The organism is Aliiglaciecola lipolytica, assembly GCF_018860635.1.
In the GTDB taxonomy this organism is placed as follows: Bacteria; Pseudomonadota; Gammaproteobacteria; order Enterobacterales; family Alteromonadaceae; genus Aliiglaciecola; species Aliiglaciecola lipolytica_A.
In genome coordinates this window covers 247,862-264,055 of sequence record NZ_JAHKPT010000035.1, presented here as the reverse complement: position 1 = coordinate 264,055, position 16,194 = coordinate 247,862, and the positions used below count along the sequence as shown (strand labels likewise).

General features: G+C 41.6%; 19 protein-coding genes. 10 read left to right on the top strand and 9 right to left on the bottom strand.

Annotated features, from left to right (window positions below; genetic code table 11):
- Positions 1–78: 78 nt before the first annotated feature.
- The 7 genes from KO530_RS19090 to KO530_RS19060 are packed head-to-tail and all read left to right on the top strand — an operon-like array spanning position 79 to position 5,559.
- Positions 79–501, top strand: a complete 423-nt coding sequence (locus tag KO530_RS19090) for a nuclear transport factor 2 family protein (protein ID WP_216050054.1) — start codon at positions 79–81, stop codon at positions 499–501.
- Entirely contained in the window at positions 498–1,226 is a 729-nt protein-coding gene (locus tag KO530_RS19085) for an SDR family NAD(P)-dependent oxidoreductase (protein ID WP_216050053.1), read from the top strand. The genes KO530_RS19090 and KO530_RS19085 overlap by 4 nt, the downstream gene beginning before the upstream one ends.
- The gene (locus tag KO530_RS19080; RefSeq protein WP_216050052.1) at positions 1,223–2,512 is read left to right on the top strand and encodes an NAD(P)/FAD-dependent oxidoreductase; all 1,290 of its coding nucleotides are present in this window, start codon (positions 1,223–1,225) and stop codon (positions 2,510–2,512) included. The genes KO530_RS19085 and KO530_RS19080 overlap by 4 nt, the downstream gene beginning before the upstream one ends.
- Entirely contained in the window at positions 2,512–3,255 is a 744-nt protein-coding gene (locus tag KO530_RS19075; RefSeq protein ID WP_216050051.1) for a DUF1365 domain-containing protein, read from the top strand. The genes KO530_RS19080 and KO530_RS19075 overlap by 1 nt, the downstream gene beginning before the upstream one ends.
- Positions 3,245–4,498, top strand: coding sequence for an SAM-dependent methyltransferase (locus KO530_RS19070; RefSeq protein WP_216050050.1), 1,254 nt, complete (start codon positions 3,245–3,247; stop codon positions 4,496–4,498). The genes KO530_RS19075 and KO530_RS19070 overlap by 11 nt, the downstream gene beginning before the upstream one ends.
- A 54-nt stretch (positions 4,499–4,552) precedes the next feature.
- Entirely contained in the window at positions 4,553–5,008 is a 456-nt protein-coding gene (locus tag KO530_RS19065) for a chalcone isomerase family protein (protein ID WP_252729369.1), read from the top strand.
- Between the two features lie 2 nt (positions 5,009–5,010).
- Positions 5,011–5,559 (top strand): DUF3833 domain-containing protein, encoded by a 549-nt coding sequence (locus KO530_RS19060; RefSeq protein WP_216050049.1) that lies wholly within the window; start codon positions 5,011–5,013, stop codon positions 5,557–5,559.
- A 26-nt stretch (positions 5,560–5,585) separates the two neighbouring features.
- Here KO530_RS19060 and KO530_RS19055 read toward each other — a convergent pair whose 3' ends face one another.
- Together KO530_RS19055 and pomA are read right to left on the bottom strand one after the other, a co-directional pair.
- Positions 5,586–6,515 carry a flagellar motor protein MotB gene (locus KO530_RS19055; RefSeq protein WP_216050048.1) on the bottom strand — a complete coding sequence of 310 codons (930 nt, stop codon included), beginning with the start codon at positions 6,513–6,515 and terminating at the stop codon, positions 5,586–5,588.
- 3 nt (positions 6,516–6,518) lie between these two features.
- A complete protein-coding gene (pomA, locus tag KO530_RS19050; protein WP_216050047.1) occupies positions 6,519–7,283 on the bottom strand; it encodes a flagellar motor protein PomA in 765 nt (254 codons plus the stop codon).
- Between the two features lie 313 nt (positions 7,284–7,596).
- On the opposite strand from pomA, the gene KO530_RS19045 reads away from it, so the two are divergent.
- Genes KO530_RS19045 through dxs form a run of 3 tightly spaced genes read left to right on the top strand, consistent with a single transcriptional unit; the run spans position 7,597 to position 10,639 of the window.
- Positions 7,597–7,848, top strand: a complete 252-nt coding sequence (locus tag KO530_RS19045; protein ID WP_216050046.1) for an exodeoxyribonuclease VII small subunit — start codon at positions 7,597–7,599, stop codon at positions 7,846–7,848.
- Complete coding sequence (ispA, locus tag KO530_RS19040; protein WP_216050045.1) at positions 7,845–8,738, top strand: (2E,6E)-farnesyl diphosphate synthase; 894 nt, start codon at positions 7,845–7,847, stop codon at positions 8,736–8,738. The genes KO530_RS19045 and ispA overlap by 4 nt, the downstream gene beginning before the upstream one ends.
- Before the next feature lie 38 nt (positions 8,739–8,776).
- Positions 8,777–10,639 carry a 1-deoxy-D-xylulose-5-phosphate synthase gene (dxs, locus tag KO530_RS19035; protein WP_216050044.1) on the top strand — a complete coding sequence of 621 codons (1,863 nt, stop codon included), beginning with the start codon at positions 8,777–8,779 and terminating at the stop codon, positions 10,637–10,639.
- Between the two features lie 144 nt (positions 10,640–10,783).
- Here dxs and KO530_RS19030 read toward each other — a convergent pair whose 3' ends face one another.
- From KO530_RS19030 to ribD, 7 genes are all read right to left on the bottom strand, one after another.
- The gene (locus tag KO530_RS19030) at positions 10,784–11,272 is read right to left on the bottom strand and encodes a phosphatidylglycerophosphatase A family protein (RefSeq protein WP_216050043.1); all 489 of its coding nucleotides are present in this window, start codon (positions 11,270–11,272) and stop codon (positions 10,784–10,786) included.
- Entirely contained in the window at positions 11,269–12,234 is a 966-nt protein-coding gene (gene thiL, locus KO530_RS19025; RefSeq protein ID WP_216050042.1) for a thiamine-phosphate kinase, read from the bottom strand. The genes KO530_RS19030 and thiL overlap by 4 nt, the downstream gene beginning before the upstream one ends.
- Position 12,235: 1 nt before the next feature.
- Positions 12,236–12,667, bottom strand: coding sequence for a transcription antitermination factor NusB (nusB, locus tag KO530_RS19020; RefSeq protein WP_216050041.1), 432 nt, complete (start codon positions 12,665–12,667; stop codon positions 12,236–12,238).
- 3 nt (positions 12,668–12,670) lie between these two features.
- On the bottom strand, positions 12,671–13,144 hold the full coding sequence (gene ribH, locus KO530_RS19015; protein ID WP_008845708.1) for a 6,7-dimethyl-8-ribityllumazine synthase: 474 nt from the start codon (positions 13,142–13,144) through the stop codon (positions 12,671–12,673).
- A gap of 65 nt (positions 13,145–13,209) precedes the next feature.
- Positions 13,210–14,307, bottom strand: coding sequence for a bifunctional 3,4-dihydroxy-2-butanone-4-phosphate synthase/GTP cyclohydrolase II (gene ribBA / locus KO530_RS19010; RefSeq protein WP_216050040.1), 1,098 nt, complete (start codon positions 14,305–14,307; stop codon positions 13,210–13,212).
- A 48-nt stretch (positions 14,308–14,355) separates the two neighbouring features.
- Complete coding sequence (locus KO530_RS19005) at positions 14,356–15,018, bottom strand: riboflavin synthase (RefSeq protein ID WP_216050039.1); 663 nt, start codon at positions 15,016–15,018, stop codon at positions 14,356–14,358.
- 39 nt (positions 15,019–15,057) lie between these two features.
- Positions 15,058–16,179: a bifunctional diaminohydroxyphosphoribosylaminopyrimidine deaminase/5-amino-6-(5-phosphoribosylamino)uracil reductase RibD gene (gene ribD, locus KO530_RS19000; protein WP_216050038.1), complete on the bottom strand. Its 1,122-nt coding sequence runs from the start codon at positions 16,177–16,179 to the stop codon at positions 15,058–15,060.
- Positions 16,180–16,194: the final 15 nt, after the last annotated feature.

The window sequence follows — 16,194 nt, the reverse complement described above, 5'->3', positions numbered from 1 at the left end:
ACTATTTTTAGTCTAAATATGATCCCAATGAAACTGGGTCGAGTAAACCTAACTATGAGCTAACAGAAAGTATTGATCATGAGTGTATTGAAAAAATTCGAAAATTTTTACCGAAACTTGTCGTTGCAATCAATTGCTCACTTGGGCGATGTATATGCTCCCGAAGCAACTTTGATAGACCCGCTTAGCCAACATCAAGGACTTAAATGTATAAAAGATTACTTTGAAAATTTACTTACTAACACATCAAAATGTGACTGTTTGATTCAACATATCACTGAGGTTGAGGGTGATATTTTCGTAACCTGGAAAATGAGAATAGTGCACCCCCAGCTAAATTCGGGGAAAGAATTTGAAGTTGACGGTATTAGTCACTTAAAAAGCGCTAACGATAAGATTGTATTCCACCGAGATTATTACGACTTGGGAGAGATGATTTATGAGCAAGTCCCGCTGCTAAAACATATTATCAGGGCACTTAAACGAAGGTTAGTCTCATGAAAACAATTTTAATCACAGGCGCAACATCTGGCATTGGTAAAGCGCTCACGCTTTTGTGTGCACAAAAAAATTACAAGGTAATTGCTTGCGGACGAAATCAAGACGCGTTAGAAGCGCTGGCGAAATACGACAATATATCGACACTCAAATTCGATATAGCGAATCAACAGCAAGTTGCTGACGCTTTGCAAAACGTGCATCCAGATATCGCGGTGCTAAACGCAGGTGTGTGCGAATATGTCGATATAGATTGCTTTGAAGTGGCATTGTTTAAACGGGTGTTTGACGTCAATTTCATGGGTGTCGTAAATTGCACTGCTTCACTAATCAAAGCGAGCAGTCCACCACAGCAAATAGTGATTGTGGATAGTTTAGCGAGATTGCTGCCCTTCACTCGCAGTCAAGCATATGGTGCCAGTAAAGCAGCCTTACACTACTTCAGTAAGAGTATGCAAGTTGACCTAGCGCCCAAAAACATCCTCATTCAGAGCGCTTCTCCAGGCTTTGTAGAAACACCATTAACGGATAAAAATGATTTCGAAATGCCAATGAAAATTAGCGTCAATGAGGCTGCTGATGCCTTATTAGTGGGAATTGAACAGCGCCATTCAAGCATTTATTTCCCCAAAAAATTAAGTTTTATATTACGTTTTTTAAATCTTTTTCCTGCATGGGCGAAATTTAAAATAAGCAGCAAAATGAAGAATACTCAGGATACTGAATGAAAAAGCGAATCGCGATTATTGGAAGCGGCATTTCTGGCATAACATGTGGCCATTTACTCCATGAAAAGTTCGACATTACCGTGTTCGAAGCCAATAACTACATTGGCGGCCACACCGCCACTGTAGATGTTGATGTAGCCGGAAAAAGTTACGCCATAGACACTGGGTTTATAGTCTACAACGATTGGACTTATCCTAACTTTATTAAGCTACTTGCAAAAATCGGGGTGGCAGGTCAACCCACAGAAATGAGTTTCAGTGTGAAAAACCTGAGTGAAAACTTAGAATACAACGGCAATACAATTAATAGTCTATTCGCCCAACGAAGAAATATTCTTCGTCCTAAATTTCACCGAATTGTCCGCGACATATTGCGCTTCAATAAATTATGTAAACAACTTTTTAGTGAACAAACGCCCGAACAAATTGGCGATATCACTCTGGGCGAGTTTTTAATTCAACATAAATTTAGCGAAGATTTTAATCACAATTATATTTTACCTATGTGCGCTGCGATTTGGTCAGCAACGTTGCAAGATATTAAAGGCTTTCAGCTCGCGTTCTTTTTACAATTTTTCAATAACCATGGGTTATTAAATATCACTGACAGACCACAATGGTACACCATCATTGGTGGCTCCAGAGAATATATAAATCCATTAACAGAAGGTTTCAGGGACAAAATTCTCTTGAACAGTCCTATTAGTCAAGTGGAATATGTAGATGGCAAATATCGTATTACATTGGCGGCAGTCGATGGGGATCTAAGTAACAGCAACTTTGAATTCGATGAAGTGATATTTGCCTGTCATAGTGATCAGGCGCTAAAAATGATTAAAAACCCTTCTGTTGCACAACAAGATATTTTATCGGCTATGCCCTACAGTCCCAATGAAGTGGTATTGCACACTGATACCTCTGTATTGCCGAAGCGCAGATTGGCTTGGGCGAGTTGGAATTATTTACTCAAAGGTGGTCCTGACGAGGAACAAGAACCAACATCACTCACTTACAACATGAATATTTTACAACGCCTAGAGTCGGAACATACTTTTTGCGTGACACTGAATAATAGTGAGCATATCGCCCCTGATAAAATTTTAAAACAGTTCGAATACCATCATCCTCAATTTAGTTTGCAAAGCGCCAAGGCACAATCCCGAAGATCTGAGATTTGTGGCGTGGCGGGCATGCATTTTTGCGGTGCTTATTGGTATAACGGTTTTCATGAAGACGGCGTGCGCAGTGCTTTAGATGTGTGTAGTCGATTTGGGGCTGAACTCTAATGGACAGTGCGCTATATATTGGCAACGTTTTTCATGCGCGACACCTTCCGAAAAAGCATGCCTTTAACTATAAAATATTTATGTTTTGGCTCAACTTAGATGAAATAGACGAGCTTTGCGAAAACGTAAAAGGCTTTTCTACCAATCGTTTTTCAGTGGTTAGGTTTAAGCGTTCAGATTTTTTAGGTAATCCACAAGATGATTTAAAGTCATCGGTGATACAACGTATGTCTGAATTAGCGCAAAAGCCACTGTCTGGAAAGGTATTTTTGTTAGGCCAACTGCGTATGTTTGGCTTGTATTTTAGCCCAGTCAATTTTTATTATTTACAACAACCAGATGGCACATTTAGTCATCTACTTGCTGAGGTGAGCAATACACCTTGGAACGAAAGACATCACTATTTGGTTGATTTAGCGGTCCAACAAGACTGTGACAAAGAATTTCATGTTTCTCCATTTAATCCCTTAGATATGCAGTATAAATGGAACGTTAAGCAACCTAGTAAAAGACTCACATTATCACTTAGCTGCTTTAAAGAGCAGAAGCACTTTCAAGCAAATCTCAATCTTGTTCGTGAACCATTGAACTCAAAACACCTTTTACGCGTACTACTAAATATCCCAAGTATGACAATAAAAACCGTTGTCGGTATTTATTGGCAAGCATTGAAATTGTTTGTTAAAGGTGTGCCTTTTTATGGTCATCCTGGCAATAAGGAAAAAAAAGCAGATGTTAAATAGTGAAAACACCCTGACTCAGACTGAAACGTTATCCACCACAGATCGAATTTGCAGAAATATTTTGCTCAAAATTTTCAGTCAGATACCTGAAGGTATGATGACCATAAAAGAACACGGAGTCTTAGTTGACAGGTTTGGCGATGCAAATTCAGATCTTCACGCCGAAATTAACTTTCTCGACTTAAAAGCATACAAAAAATTACTATTTGGAGGTAGCGTCGCTTCGGGTGAAACCTACACGGATAATTTGTGGGAAACGCCAAATTTGACCGATGTGATTCGAATCTTCGCGCGCAATTTGCCTATGCTGGATGCTTGGGAAGCAAAAATGAGATGGATAGCCACTCCACTTCGTCAGATTAGTCATTTAAAAAATAAAAACTCTAAACATCAAGCCAAAAAGAATATCTCAGCACATTATGATTTAGGGAATAGGCTTTATACCCAGTTTTTAGATAACAGTATGATGTATTCCGCGGCTATTTATCCAACCCAAGATATTAGCTTGGAACAAGCCCAACAACTTAAACTCAAAGCGATTTGTGACAAATTGCAACTCAATGAAAATGATCACCTTTTGGAAATCGGTACGGGCTGGGGTGGTTTGGCCATATTTGCAGCTAAACATTACGGTTGCAAAGTCACTACAACAACTATTTCTGATGAACAATTTGATTATGCGCAACAATGGGTAGCTAAGGAAAATCTGACAAGTCGTATCACTTTGTTAAAGCAAGACTACCGAGTGTTAACAGGTCAGTACGATAAACTGGTTTCCATTGAGATGATTGAAGCGGTGGGCAAAGAGTACTTGCCTAATTTCTTTGAAAAGTGTTCTTCACTACTAAAAAAAGATGGTTTGATGCTGCTGCAATCCATCACCATAGATGATCGTCGTTACGAAAGTTACAGTAAAGACGTGGACTTTATTCAAAAACATATATTTCCGGGAGGATTTTTACCTTCTCAATATGAGCTAAACCGGCACTTAAAACTATACAGCGACATGATGATCCGCGATTCACATGATATCGGACTAGATTATGCAAAAACCATCAATCACTGGCATCAGCGCTTCTTAGACAAACGTGAAGTGCTCGCTAAAGAAGGATATGACGAAAGGTTTATGCGAATGTGGCGTTATTATTTTAGTTATTGTGAAGGAGGATTTTTAGAACGCACCATTTCAACAGTGCAGTTAGTGCTAAGTAAGCCGTCTTTCATCGGACAAGTAATCAGATAGCCGATGTTAAAAACTTTGGGATTTTTTTTCATATTGATGGTGAGCAGTAACACAATGAATATAGTAATGGCTAATCCAATAACAGGACTGACGAAAGTCGGTTCTGCCAAACTAGAGGTATTCTTTTTCGATATTTATTTCTCAACTCTTTATAGCAAGAATGGAGAATATGCTGCTGATAACCTGCCATTGGCACTGCAAATAAAATACTTACGTGCAATAAAAAGTGAAGACTTATTGGAGCGCACAGAACAGGAATGGCAAAAACTAGGTTATTCCTCGCAGAATATTCGAAATTGGCTGGATGAGCTTGATTCAATTTGGCCGAATATCAAAAAAAATGACGTACTGACCTTGAAGGTCAATGCGAATGGTCACAGCCAATTCTTTTTTAATGATGATCTCATTGGAGTGATACAAGACCCCAAATTTGGACCGAGTTTTCTGGCCATATGGCTCGACGAAAACTGCAGTTACCCCAAACTTCGTAAACAACTGATTGGAGGTTAACGATGAACTTTATTCAATACACAGCGGTTTGCGCTGCAATGGTCGGTTTATCTGGGTGTTCATCCTCGGTCGAGGATTATCAAGGAACCACACCAGAATTTAAACTAAAAGAGTATTTTTCAGGCAATTTAACCGCGTGGGGAATTGTGCAAGATATCAATAACAAAACGACTCGTCGTTTTTGTGTTGACATCATTGGCACTTGGCAAGGTGATAGCGGAAAATTACACGAAACGTTTTACTATGCAGATGGCGAAACGCAAATCAGACAGTGGCAACTTAATATTCAGCAAGACGGCACTGTCACAGGGTCTGCAGGTGATGTAATTGGCCAAGCAAGTGGCGAAGCTAATGGTATGAGTTTCAATTGGCACTATACACTCAGAGTGCCTGTAGATGATTCAGAGTTTGATCTGAAAGTAGATGATTGGATGTACATGTTGGATGAAAAGCGCATGATGAATCGTTCGTATATGAGTAAATTAGGTATCGGAGTGGCAGAAATTTCCATCTTCTTTGATAAAACTGAGCCGCTTAGGAAATGCCAATAACCTAGGGAGTTAGGTTAGCATCACCCTTAAGGCTCGATAACCGAAATGGGTTTTGAATACATAGGTTTACCTTGGTTAATAGCAATTTCTACGCGGCGATTACGACCTCTGTCTCCAGCGTTTTCATTGGTCGACAATGGCGCGGTATCCGCCTTCCCTACCACCAACATGCGTTGCTCATCAAAACCGTCAGCTTTTCTAATTTCTTCTGCTACAGCAACCGCCCTTTGCGCGGATAAATCCCAGTTAGAGCGATATAACTCATTGGATATTTGCTGACTGTCACTGTGGCCAGAAATCTCTATCTCACCTGGAACATCTGCAAGTAATTCACCAATCGTCTTCAAAATGGGACGAAATTGGGGTTGTAGAAAGGCAGATCCCGCGGAAAACGATCCATTCTCACGGATCCTTATGATAATTTGCTGGCCTAAAGATTCCATTTCAATAGAACCATCTAATATTTGTTTTTGTAATTGTTGAGCGACTTTTTTCATCAACTCGTTAGTTTGTTCTTGACTAGATTGTTGTTGAGCAGAAGACGACGACTGGTCAGTAGCGGTTTGTTGTGCTGCCCCACCTCGTTGTTCACCCCGTTGTTTTTGCCGTCCGCCAGCAGAATCTTCATCGCCGGCTTGGAATTCCAACATTTCTTGGGTCATATCAACAGTTTGCTGCTGGATATTTTCGATGGGTGTGGGATCTGGTCTGCCAGGTCGAAATTCCATGGCAATAACACTGGTACCTTTAGGAATATCTTTGACTTCAATTTTATTCTGCACACCAAAAGCGAATTTCATTGAACCGGCAATTTGCTTAAATTTAAGCACATCCATTTCAGAAAAGGCCAGCAACAGCACAAAGAAACACATCAGCAGAGACATTAAGTCCGCAAAAGTCCCCATCCACGCAGGGAGTCCTTCAGGAGGACATTTTGGGCATTCTTGCTCTGCCATTGACTATTCTTCCTCTGTCGCCGCACCGCGCTTATTCGCAGCAAGATAACTTTTCAATATTCCTTCGATAACTCTTGGATTTTGTCCGTCTGCGATACCTATTATGCCGTCTAACACCAGGCTTTGATTAAGTTTTTCTTCGTTCGCACGGTTTAGCAATTTAACTGACATCGGCAAACAAATAACATTCGCAAAAAAAGCGCCATATAGGGTGGTTAATAGTGCCACTGCCATTGCGGGTCCAATTGCTTTTGGATCATCCATGTTAGAAAGCATAGCAACCAAGCCAATTAAAGTACCGATCATGCCCATTGCAGGAGCAACGTCTCCCATACCTTTGTAAATTGTGGCACCAAACTCGTGACGTTCAGTGGTCATCGCAATGTCTTTAGCAAGGGTATCTCTGACCACATCGACATCGTGGCCATCTACCAACATATCGACGCCTTTTTGCATGAATGCATTTTCTATTTCAGCTTCTTCAAGGGCCAAAAAGCCACCTTTTCTAGCTGCATCAGCCATTTCTACAATTTTCTGAATTAGGTCGTCAGGCGATTCAATCTTAAACATGAATGCTTTTCCGCCGATTTTACCCGCACCGAAAAACTGCCCAAGTGTGTACTGAGATAGCACCACAAACAATGTACCACCAAATACAATAAGGATAGATGGCACGTTCATAAACATACTAATGTCGCCACCCATAACCATGGCCATGACGACGAAACCGATTGCACCAAGCATACCTATAAGGGTCGCTAAATCCACATTGTCCTCCCAAGGATTCGATAAGCTAATCGAAAAAAGACCCGAATACCTTACTCTTTTTAAGGTATTTACCCGGATAAGTCACTGAATTATTCCATTTTATCGACTGTTGAAGCCGATTCTAAAGGAGTTATATCCAAGTTATAGGAAAACATAGCATATACAATTACAGTTTGGCACAAATGAACTACCAAAATTATCAAGTTTATTGCCCGCTATGTACCTAGGTGGAGTAAAATCCATTGACCAAAAATGGTGCCTCAGGTATCGTTCCCAACTTTTAAAATATTCGCTATTAAGGACACTGTACCAGATGAGTAAAGACAACGAACTAAGTGACAATTCGTTTGAAGACACAATGCAGGAATTAGAGCAACTGGTTGCAGAAATGGAACAGGGAGATATTCCTTTAGAACAAGCATTAGCTAAGTTTGAAAGGGGCATATCACTTGCTCGAAATAGCCAAAAAATGCTCAAAGCGGCTGAACAAAGAGTGCAGATTTTGATGCAACAAGATCAAGAAGATGTGCTTCAGGAGCTAGACCAACAACGGATAGATGAGTGACCGCTTTAGTTCAAAACCAAAAGCGCTTTCACCTGCGCATTGACAATTTACTCAATCAATATTTTGTCGAGCATTCGTCCCCTGCGACACGCTTAACACAAGCGATGCAATACGCATTACTCAATGGCGGAAAACGAACACGACCTTTTTTGGTTTATGCTACTGGTGAAATGCTGGGTGTTTCTATAGATAAATTGGATGTGCCAGCCTTTGCAGTTGAATGTATTCATGCCTATTCGCTGATCCATGATGACTTACCTGCGATGGATGATGATGAACTGAGGCGGGGTAAGCCGACCTGTCACATTGCGTTTGATGAAGCAACTGCTATTTTGGCCGGTGACGCATTGCAAACTCTCGCCTTTGATGTACTTAGCTCAGCAGATTCTGCGATAAACAATCCAATTAAACAGTTGAAGCTGGTTAAATTGCTCTCTCAAGCTTCTGGAATTCACGGTATGTGTGCTGGGCAAGCCCTTGATTTAGCAGCCACCAATAAACCGATTTCCCAATCAGAGTTACAACAACTGCATAATCTCAAGACAGGTGCATTGTTTAAAGTATCGGTTTCCATGGCCACAATTTTGGCCGAAGATCTTGCTCCAGAAGTGAGTCAACTGCTTGATCAATATAGTGAAGCTTTAGGCCTAGCTTTTCAGGTTCAAGACGATATTTTAGATATAATAGGTGACTCCAAGGTGATTGGTAAACCGCAAGGTTCTGATCAAGCTCAGAACAAATCCACCTACCCTTCGTTGTTGGGATTAGAAGGTGCAAAAACATATTTGCAGCAACTTCATCAACAAGCACTTCACGCATTAGACGCTTTGCCATACAATACAACGTTATTGCGCGAATTTTCCGATTTTGTTGTTAATCGACGTTTTTAGACTCGCAAGCCACAAACATAAATAATACTAGGCAAAACATGACACTTGATTTAGCTCACTATCCTATCTTGGCAAAGGCCAATACGCCTGAAGATTTGCGTAAACTTCCACAAGAACAATTAAGACAGTGTGCAGATGAATTGCGTCAATACCTTTTGTCGTGCGTCAGTAAAAGTAGTGGGCATTTCGCTTCTGGACTAGGCACTGTTGAGCTAACGGTCGCACTTCATTATGTTTATAACACACCTTTTGATCGCCTCATCTGGGATGTGGGTCATCAGGCTTATCCCCATAAAATTCTGACAGGTCGTCGAGAACTAATGACGACCATTCGTCAAAAAGATGGCCTACATCCGTTTCCTTGGCCGTTAGAAAGCGAATACGATACCTTTGCTGTAGGTCACTCTTCAACGTCAATAAGCGCAGCCCTGGGCATGGCTGTGGCTTCTGAAAAAGAAGGTAAAGATCGTAAGGTAGTCGCGGTAATTGGTGATGGCGCTATGACCGCAGGTATGGCGTTTGAAGCTCTAAACCATGGCGGAGACATCAATAAAGATGTGTTGGTTATTCTGAACGATAACGAAATGTCGATTTCAGAAAATGTTGGCGCACTCAATAGTCATTTAGCGCGCCTGTTAACGGGAAACTTCTTCAATTCGATTCGCGATGGCGGCAAAAAATTATTAAGCAATGTACCGCCTATAAAAGAATTTGCCAGTCGAGCAGAAGAACATATAAAAGGTATGGTGGTTCCAGGCACCATATTTGAAGAGCTTGGATTTAATTATATCGGTCCTATCGACGGCCACGATGTGAAAGGGGTTGTTGAAACCTTACGTAACATGCGAAATATTAAAGGCCCACAAATTCTTCATGTGGTAACCAAAAAAGGCAAAGGATTTGAGTTAGCGGAAAAAGATCCGATTAAATTTCATGCCGTGCCTAAGTTCAACCCTGCAGACAATGGCTTACCAAAATCAGCTCCCAGTGGTCCTACTTTTTCAAACGTATTTGGCGAATGGTTATGTGATATGGCCGCTTTGGACTCAAAATTGATGGCCATCACTCCGGCAATGCGTGAAGGCTCGGGTATGGTCAAATTCTCTCAAGAATTTCCAGCACAGTACTTTGATGTGGCCATTGCCGAACAACATTCAGTGACCTTCGCTGCAGGTTTAGCCAAAGAAGGGCTCAATCCAGTTGTAGCAATTTATTCAACATTCTTACAGCGAGCTTATGATCAGTTAATTCATGACGTAGCATTGCAAAACCTTCCAGTGCTTTTTGCCGTAGACCGCGCTGGTTTGGTCGGTGCCGATGGTCCAACCCATCAAGGCGCCTTTGATATCCCCTTTATGCGCTGTATTCCGAACTTAATTATTATGGCCCCTTCTGACGAGAACGAGTGCCGTCAAATGCTGTACACCGGCCACAAACTAAATCAACCCGCGGCGGTACGTTATCCGCGAGGTACTGGGGTTGGTGCTAAAATTGAAAAAACCATGAGCGAAATTAAAATTGGTCAATCGCGGACGCTCAGACATGGTAATAAAGTAGCTATTTTGAATTTCGGTACCTTGCTGCCCTATGCTATTGAAGCGGCGGAAGAATTAGGAGCGACTATGGTAGATATGCGCTTTGTAAAACCTTTGGATAGCAACATAATCGATTCATTAGCCAAGGATTTTGAGCTATTTGTAAGCCTTGAAGATGGCGCAATTACGGGTGGTGCAGGCAGTGCAGTGGCAGAATATTTACTCAGTCAAAAGTACACGAGCAAGTTACTGCAAATAGGCTTACCTGATGAGTTCATCATGCAAGGAACGCAACAAGAAATGTATAAAGAGTTGCAGTTAGACGGTGCTGGTATTGTTGCCAAAGTAAGAGAATTTTTAGACTAATCACTGACTTTTAACTGGCTATTTAATTAGCCAGTTATTTGATATTGCTAGGGTCTTATAAGCTAAGTGACAGTCGCGGCAAAGATTCAGATAAATTTATAGAAGCTGGAAATAGTGGAAGAACAAGACGTTAAAAGTAACGAGCTATAGAACCCCGAAGTGCAGTAACAAATGTAGACTAGCAAAAGCAGCGATTCCCGCCAACACATCGTCGGCCATAATACCAAAACCACCGTAAACATGTTTATCTAAGTAGCTTATTGGCCATGGTTTGAGAATATCGAAAACGCGGAACAATACAAAACCCACCAGCATAGTCTGCCAGCTCAAAGGCACCGCAATCATAGTAATCATCATGCCTGCCACTTCATCCCAAACGATAGATGAATCATCGTGTACACCCATATCATCGGCAGTTTTGCCGCAAATCCAGATACCGGCAACACTGGCTATCAGACATAGAAATAGATAAACATTCAAGGAGACGGTTTCTAGCAGCAAGCAAACAAGTGGTACAGCGGCAAGGGTACCAAATGTTCCAGGCATTTTAGAGGCAAGGCCTGACCCTGCTCCTAAAGCCAAAAAATGTGCTGGGTTACTCAGCGTAACTCGGCTTCGTTGTTCAGCGTTCAAACGCTAAAGTGCTCAAAACATGCACCCTGTTGCTCATAAGGCTCATCATCAAAAACCAATTCAAGCTTTCGTTTTACGCCGGTAAGTTGACCAATGCAAGTTGCATTAATATTTGCGTTAGCCAAAGCAGTTTCTAAATTGCCCTTTTGTTCTTCATTAACAGTAAACAAAAGCTCATAGTCATCACCTGAACTGAGTGCATATTGGATTGCTTGCTCTAAATCGACCGTTTCTTTGAGGGCCACTGATAAGGGAAGATTTTTCACGTGGATTTTAGCACCACATTCAGATGCATTAAGAATATGTTGCAGGTCTTGCACTAGGCCGTCAGATATATCAATACAAGAGCTTGCCGTGCGTCGTAACGCCGTTCCAGCCAGCAATCTTGGTGCAGGATAATTCAGTCGGTTTAAAAGGTAATTAGCAGCAAGTTCAGAACTATCGAGTTTGCCCAATTTAATATCTAGTCCGGCTCCTGCATCACCTATGGTGCCAGTAACATATACTAAGTCGCCGGGTTTAGCAGTGCTGCGCATTAACGCATGTTCATTCGGAACAAAACCTTGAGCTGTAATGGTAATTGCCAATGGACCTTGTACAGTATCACCGCCAATTAATTGTATTGAGTAGTATTTAGATACTTCAAATAGGGATTGTGAAAAAGCCTCTAACCAAGCTTCGTCTATATTAGGGAGAGATAGCGACAAACTAAACCAAGCTGGTTCCGCGCCCATAGCCGCCAGATCACTTAAATTAACCGCCAATGCTTTATGCGCAATCGCTTCAGGTGGCGTATCCACGGGAAAGTGCACGCCACTAATTAGTGTATCAGTGGTGATAGCAAGGTTAAGGCCTTCAGGCACACGAGTGATTGCACAATCATCCCCAATGCCCTGAATTACGTCTTTACGCGACTCTCGCTCTTGTTTAAAAAAGCGATCAATAATATCAAATTCTTTCACGTTACTCTTTTGAAGATAATTCGTGTTTTCTGAGGGTTTTAATTGCTTTATCAAGCACACCGTTTACAAACTTATGGCTTTCGTCCGCACCGAAAGATTTCGCCAATTCGATAGCTTCGTTTATCACTACCTTGTAAGGGACATCAATACGTGCGGTAAGTTCATAGGTTGCAATGCGCAGAATAGCTTTTTCCACCACATCAAGTTCTTCTGGTAAACGCCCAAGGTATGGTTTGATCGTTTTATCAAGGTTTTCACTATCTTTGACAACATTTCGCAACAATTCTTGGAAATATGCCATATCGACTTTTTCCATATTTGTGCTTGTGGCAATTCCCAGTTCGATTTGCTCCACTGGGTTTTTGCTCATTTGCCAAGAGTAAACGGCTTGTACCGCAAGCTCTCTTGCTTTTCTACGTGCAGATGGCTTCACGGATTATGCCTCTTCAATTTGCGCGATGACATTTACCATTTCCAGTGCACCCATGGCCGCATCAGCGCCCTTGTTACCTGCTTTGGTGCCTGAACGTTCGATTGCTTGTTCAATGCTGTCAGTAGTGATTACACCGAAAGAAACCGGTATGCCGTATTCCAATGAAACCTGTGCTAGACCTTTATTACATTCGCCAGCAACAAAATCAAAATGGGGGGTACCGCCACGGATAACAGCACCTAAGGCAATAATAGCATCGTATTTTTTTTGCTCAGCTAATTTTTTAGCTACGATGGGAAGCTCATAAGCACCGGGAACTCGAACCAAAGTAATGTCTTGATCACTCACTTCACCCACACGTTCTAGAGTGTCTAATGCTCCGTCAACTAAGCTCTCAACAACAAAACTGTTAAACCGAGATACAACCAGCGCAAACTTTTTGCCGGTTGCGCGAACATTACCTTCAATGATATTCATGTTTGTGAAGCCCTGTAAGAAAAACGGCGCGGATTATAGCACAACACCATGGAAACCCAAATGGATTAATATACGTAATCGACAACTTCTAGACCAAAACCCGATAAGGCGTGATATTTCTTAGGTTTGCTTAGCAAACGCATCTTACGCACCCCTAGGGTAGCGAGAATTTGACTTCCCACTCCAACGGTTCGTGAAGTGCCTTGATATTTAGCTGCAGCCGCACTTCTGCCTTGATCTTCGGCTTCAAATTGTTTTACCTGCGCAATCAGATCTTCTTGCTTACCCAATAGCACCAAAACGCCTCCTTCATCGGCGATTTTTTGCATCGCCTCGAGCAACCCCATGCTGCGCTGGGCAGAGCGTTCAGATGCAAATAAATCGTTAAACGTATTATGTAAGTGCACTCTAACCAAGGTAGGATTGTCACTGTCGATTTTGCCTTTACATAAAGCAAAATGCACTTGGTCATCAATGACATCTTTAAAGGTATGTAAATCAAACTCGCCGTAGCGAGTGGGCAATTTGCAACTAGCGACTTGTTCTATGGTCGTTTCATTGAGGTTTCTATATTCGATTAAATCGGCAATGGTACCCATTTTCAAATTATGCTTTTCAGCAAATAATTCTAGTTCAGGTCTTCGTGCCATAGTGCCATCTTCATTTAAGATTTCGACGATAACCGAAGCAGGTTCTGCACCAGCTAATCTTGCTAAGTCTACTCCTGCTTCAGTGTGGCCCGCTCTGTTGAGTACACCACCCTCTTTGGCAATTAACGGAAAAATATGGCCAGGCTGAACAATATCTTCTGCTTTTGCATTTTTGTTGACGGCAGCCAAAATAGTTTGCGCTCGATCCGCCGCAGAAATCCCAGTAGTAACTCCCTTAGCGGCTTCAATTGAAACGGTGAAATTAGTTGAAAATTGGGCACTATTGTTATCGACCATTAATGGTAAATTCAAATGCTGACAGCGTTCTGCTGTCATTGGCAAACACACCAAGCCTCGAGCATGGGTGACCATAAAATTGATAGCCTCAGGAGTCGCATATTCTGCGGCCATAATCAGATCGCCTTCATTTTCACGATCTTCATCATCCATCAGGATCACCATTTTGCCCTGTTTGATGTCTTCGATTATTTCTTCGATGCTATGTAATGCCATTGTGTAGGGTACTCTGTATTTTGTGTATTTTAATAGATTAAATTTGGTTTACTTCAAATAGCCGTTTTCAGCCAAAAATTGCAGATCTATGCCTGATTTATTCTGACTGTGTGCGGCTTTATCACCTAATATCAAACGCTCCAGATAGCGAGCAATCAAGTCCACTTCTAGATTAACTAAACTTCCAACTTGGTAATTACCGATAATTGTTTCTTGTAAGGTATGTGGAATTAACGTGAGCATAAACTTAGCTCCATCCACGTCATTGACAGTTAAGCTAACACCATCAATTGTAATGGAGCCTTTTTCAGATATGTATTTAGCTAATTCATCGGGTGCTTGAATCCAGATTTCTAACCAACGGTCAATCGGATTAATGGCCACGATTTTTCCCACACCATCCACATGACCACTGACAATATGGCCGCCAAAGCGAGAGCTTGCCTGCATGGCTTTCTCAAGGTTTACTTTGTCGCCCACAGTGTAGTTAGCAAAACCAGAACGTTTGATGGTTTCAGGAGAGACATCAACGCTGTAATGTTTATCTGAAAAATCCACAACGGTTAAACACACACCATTGGTGGCGATACTGTCACCTAATGCCACGTCTGACATATCTAACTTATTCACTGCAACGGTAAGGCGAATATCATCACCCTTGGGTTGCAATTTTGCGATATGACCTACATCTTCTATTATTCCAGTAAACATTTTGTCATCCGATATTTGCAAAAATTTCAATTGAGTCAGTTATTTAAAATGTGCGACCATTTTCAAATCATTACCGACCATACGAACAGTGGACCATCGTAACATTTTAGCTTGATTCATTTGTGTCAGTTCATCCATCACAAACAAATTTTGACCTTTATCCCCCAATAGTTTGGGCGCTTGATATAAAATCAACTCATCAACTAAGTCTTGTTGAACTAACGCCCCTGCAAGCCGGCCACCAGCCTCTACCCAAACTTCATTTAATTGTCTTTCAGACAAAATTTGTAACATGGCCTGTAAATCAAGTTTATTGCCTAGGCTATTTATTTGGACTTGTTCTACGCTGGCTCTTATTGAAGGGTTATGTTTGCGATTTATAATTAGATTTCGACCATCAAGATCAAACATTTTTAAATTATCAGTAAGTTGGTTTTTACCATCTAAAATAATTCGCAGGGGTTGCCGAAGTTCAGATTCAGTTATCCACGTTTTGGCATGACTTAATTCGTTATATCTTACATTTAGACTTGGATTATCGGCTAAAACCGTTCCGGAACCAGACAATATGGCGCAGCTCCTAGCTCGATGTTCTTGCACATCAGAGCGCGCCGCCGCCCCTGTAATCCATTGACTATGACCATTCGCTAATGCTGTTTTACCATCAAGGCTTGCGGCTAGTTTCACTGTGAGCCACGGACGATTATATTTCATCCGTTTTATAAAACCGCGATTTAATAGTTCAGCCTGCTCTGTCATTAGACCATGGGAGACATCGATACCTTGTTCAGATAAACGTTTTAATCCACTTCCCGCGACCTTCGGGTTGGGATCAACCATAGCAGCAACCACACGTTTCACACCGGCGTGAATTAACGCATCAGCGCAAGGAGGAGTTTTGCCAAAATGACTACAAGGCTCTAAAGTAACATAAGCGGTCGCGCCTAGTGCTTTGTCACCTGCTTGTTTAAGAGCATGTACTTCAGCATGAGGAGTGCCTGCTTTATGGTGCCATCCTTGACCTAGTACATCCCCATTTTGATTCGCAATAACACAGCCGACATTGGGATTTGGTGTCGTAGTAAATTGACCTTTGCTGGCCAACTTTAGAGCGATGCTCATTAAATGATGGTCTAAATTTGAAAAATTATAGGCAGACATTTTGTACCAATTTCG

Excerpts from the sequence above, each read along its gene's own strand:
- KO530_RS19090 (WP_216050054.1), top strand. The coding sequence starts at position 79 with ATGAGTGTATTGAAAAAATTCGAAAATTTTTACCGAAACTTGTCGTTG.
- KO530_RS19085 (WP_216050053.1), top strand. The coding sequence starts at position 498 with ATGAAAACAATTTTAATCACAGGCGCAACATCTGGCATTGGTAAAGCG.
- KO530_RS19080 (WP_216050052.1), top strand. The coding sequence starts at position 1,223 with ATGAAAAAGCGAATCGCGATTATTGGAAGCGGCATTTCTGGCATAACA.
- KO530_RS19075 (WP_216050051.1), top strand. The coding sequence starts at position 2,512 with ATGGACAGTGCGCTATATATTGGCAACGTTTTTCATGCGCGACACCTT.
- KO530_RS19070 (WP_216050050.1), top strand. The coding sequence starts at position 3,245 with ATGTTAAATAGTGAAAACACCCTGACTCAGACTGAAACGTTATCCACC.
- KO530_RS19065 (WP_252729369.1), top strand. The coding sequence starts at position 4,553 with ATGAATATAGTAATGGCTAATCCAATAACAGGACTGACGAAAGTCGGT.
- KO530_RS19060 (WP_216050049.1), top strand. The coding sequence starts at position 5,011 with ATGAACTTTATTCAATACACAGCGGTTTGCGCTGCAATGGTCGGTTTA.
- KO530_RS19055 (WP_216050048.1), bottom strand. The coding sequence starts at position 6,515 with ATGGCAGAGCAAGAATGCCCAAAATGTCCTCCTGAAGGACTCCCTGCG.
- KO530_RS19045 (WP_216050046.1), top strand. The coding sequence starts at position 7,597 with ATGAGTAAAGACAACGAACTAAGTGACAATTCGTTTGAAGACACAATG.
- dxs (WP_216050044.1), top strand. The coding sequence starts at position 8,777 with ATGACACTTGATTTAGCTCACTATCCTATCTTGGCAAAGGCCAATACG.
- ribH (WP_008845708.1), bottom strand. The coding sequence starts at position 13,144 with ATGAATATCATTGAAGGTAATGTTCGCGCAACCGGCAAAAAGTTTGCG.
- ribBA (WP_216050040.1), bottom strand. The coding sequence starts at position 14,307 with ATGGCATTACATAGCATCGAAGAAATAATCGAAGACATCAAACAGGGC.
- KO530_RS19005 (WP_216050039.1), bottom strand. The coding sequence starts at position 15,018 with ATGTTTACTGGAATAATAGAAGATGTAGGTCATATCGCAAAATTGCAA.
- ribD (WP_216050038.1), bottom strand. The coding sequence starts at position 16,179 with ATGTCTGCCTATAATTTTTCAAATTTAGACCATCATTTAATGAGCATC.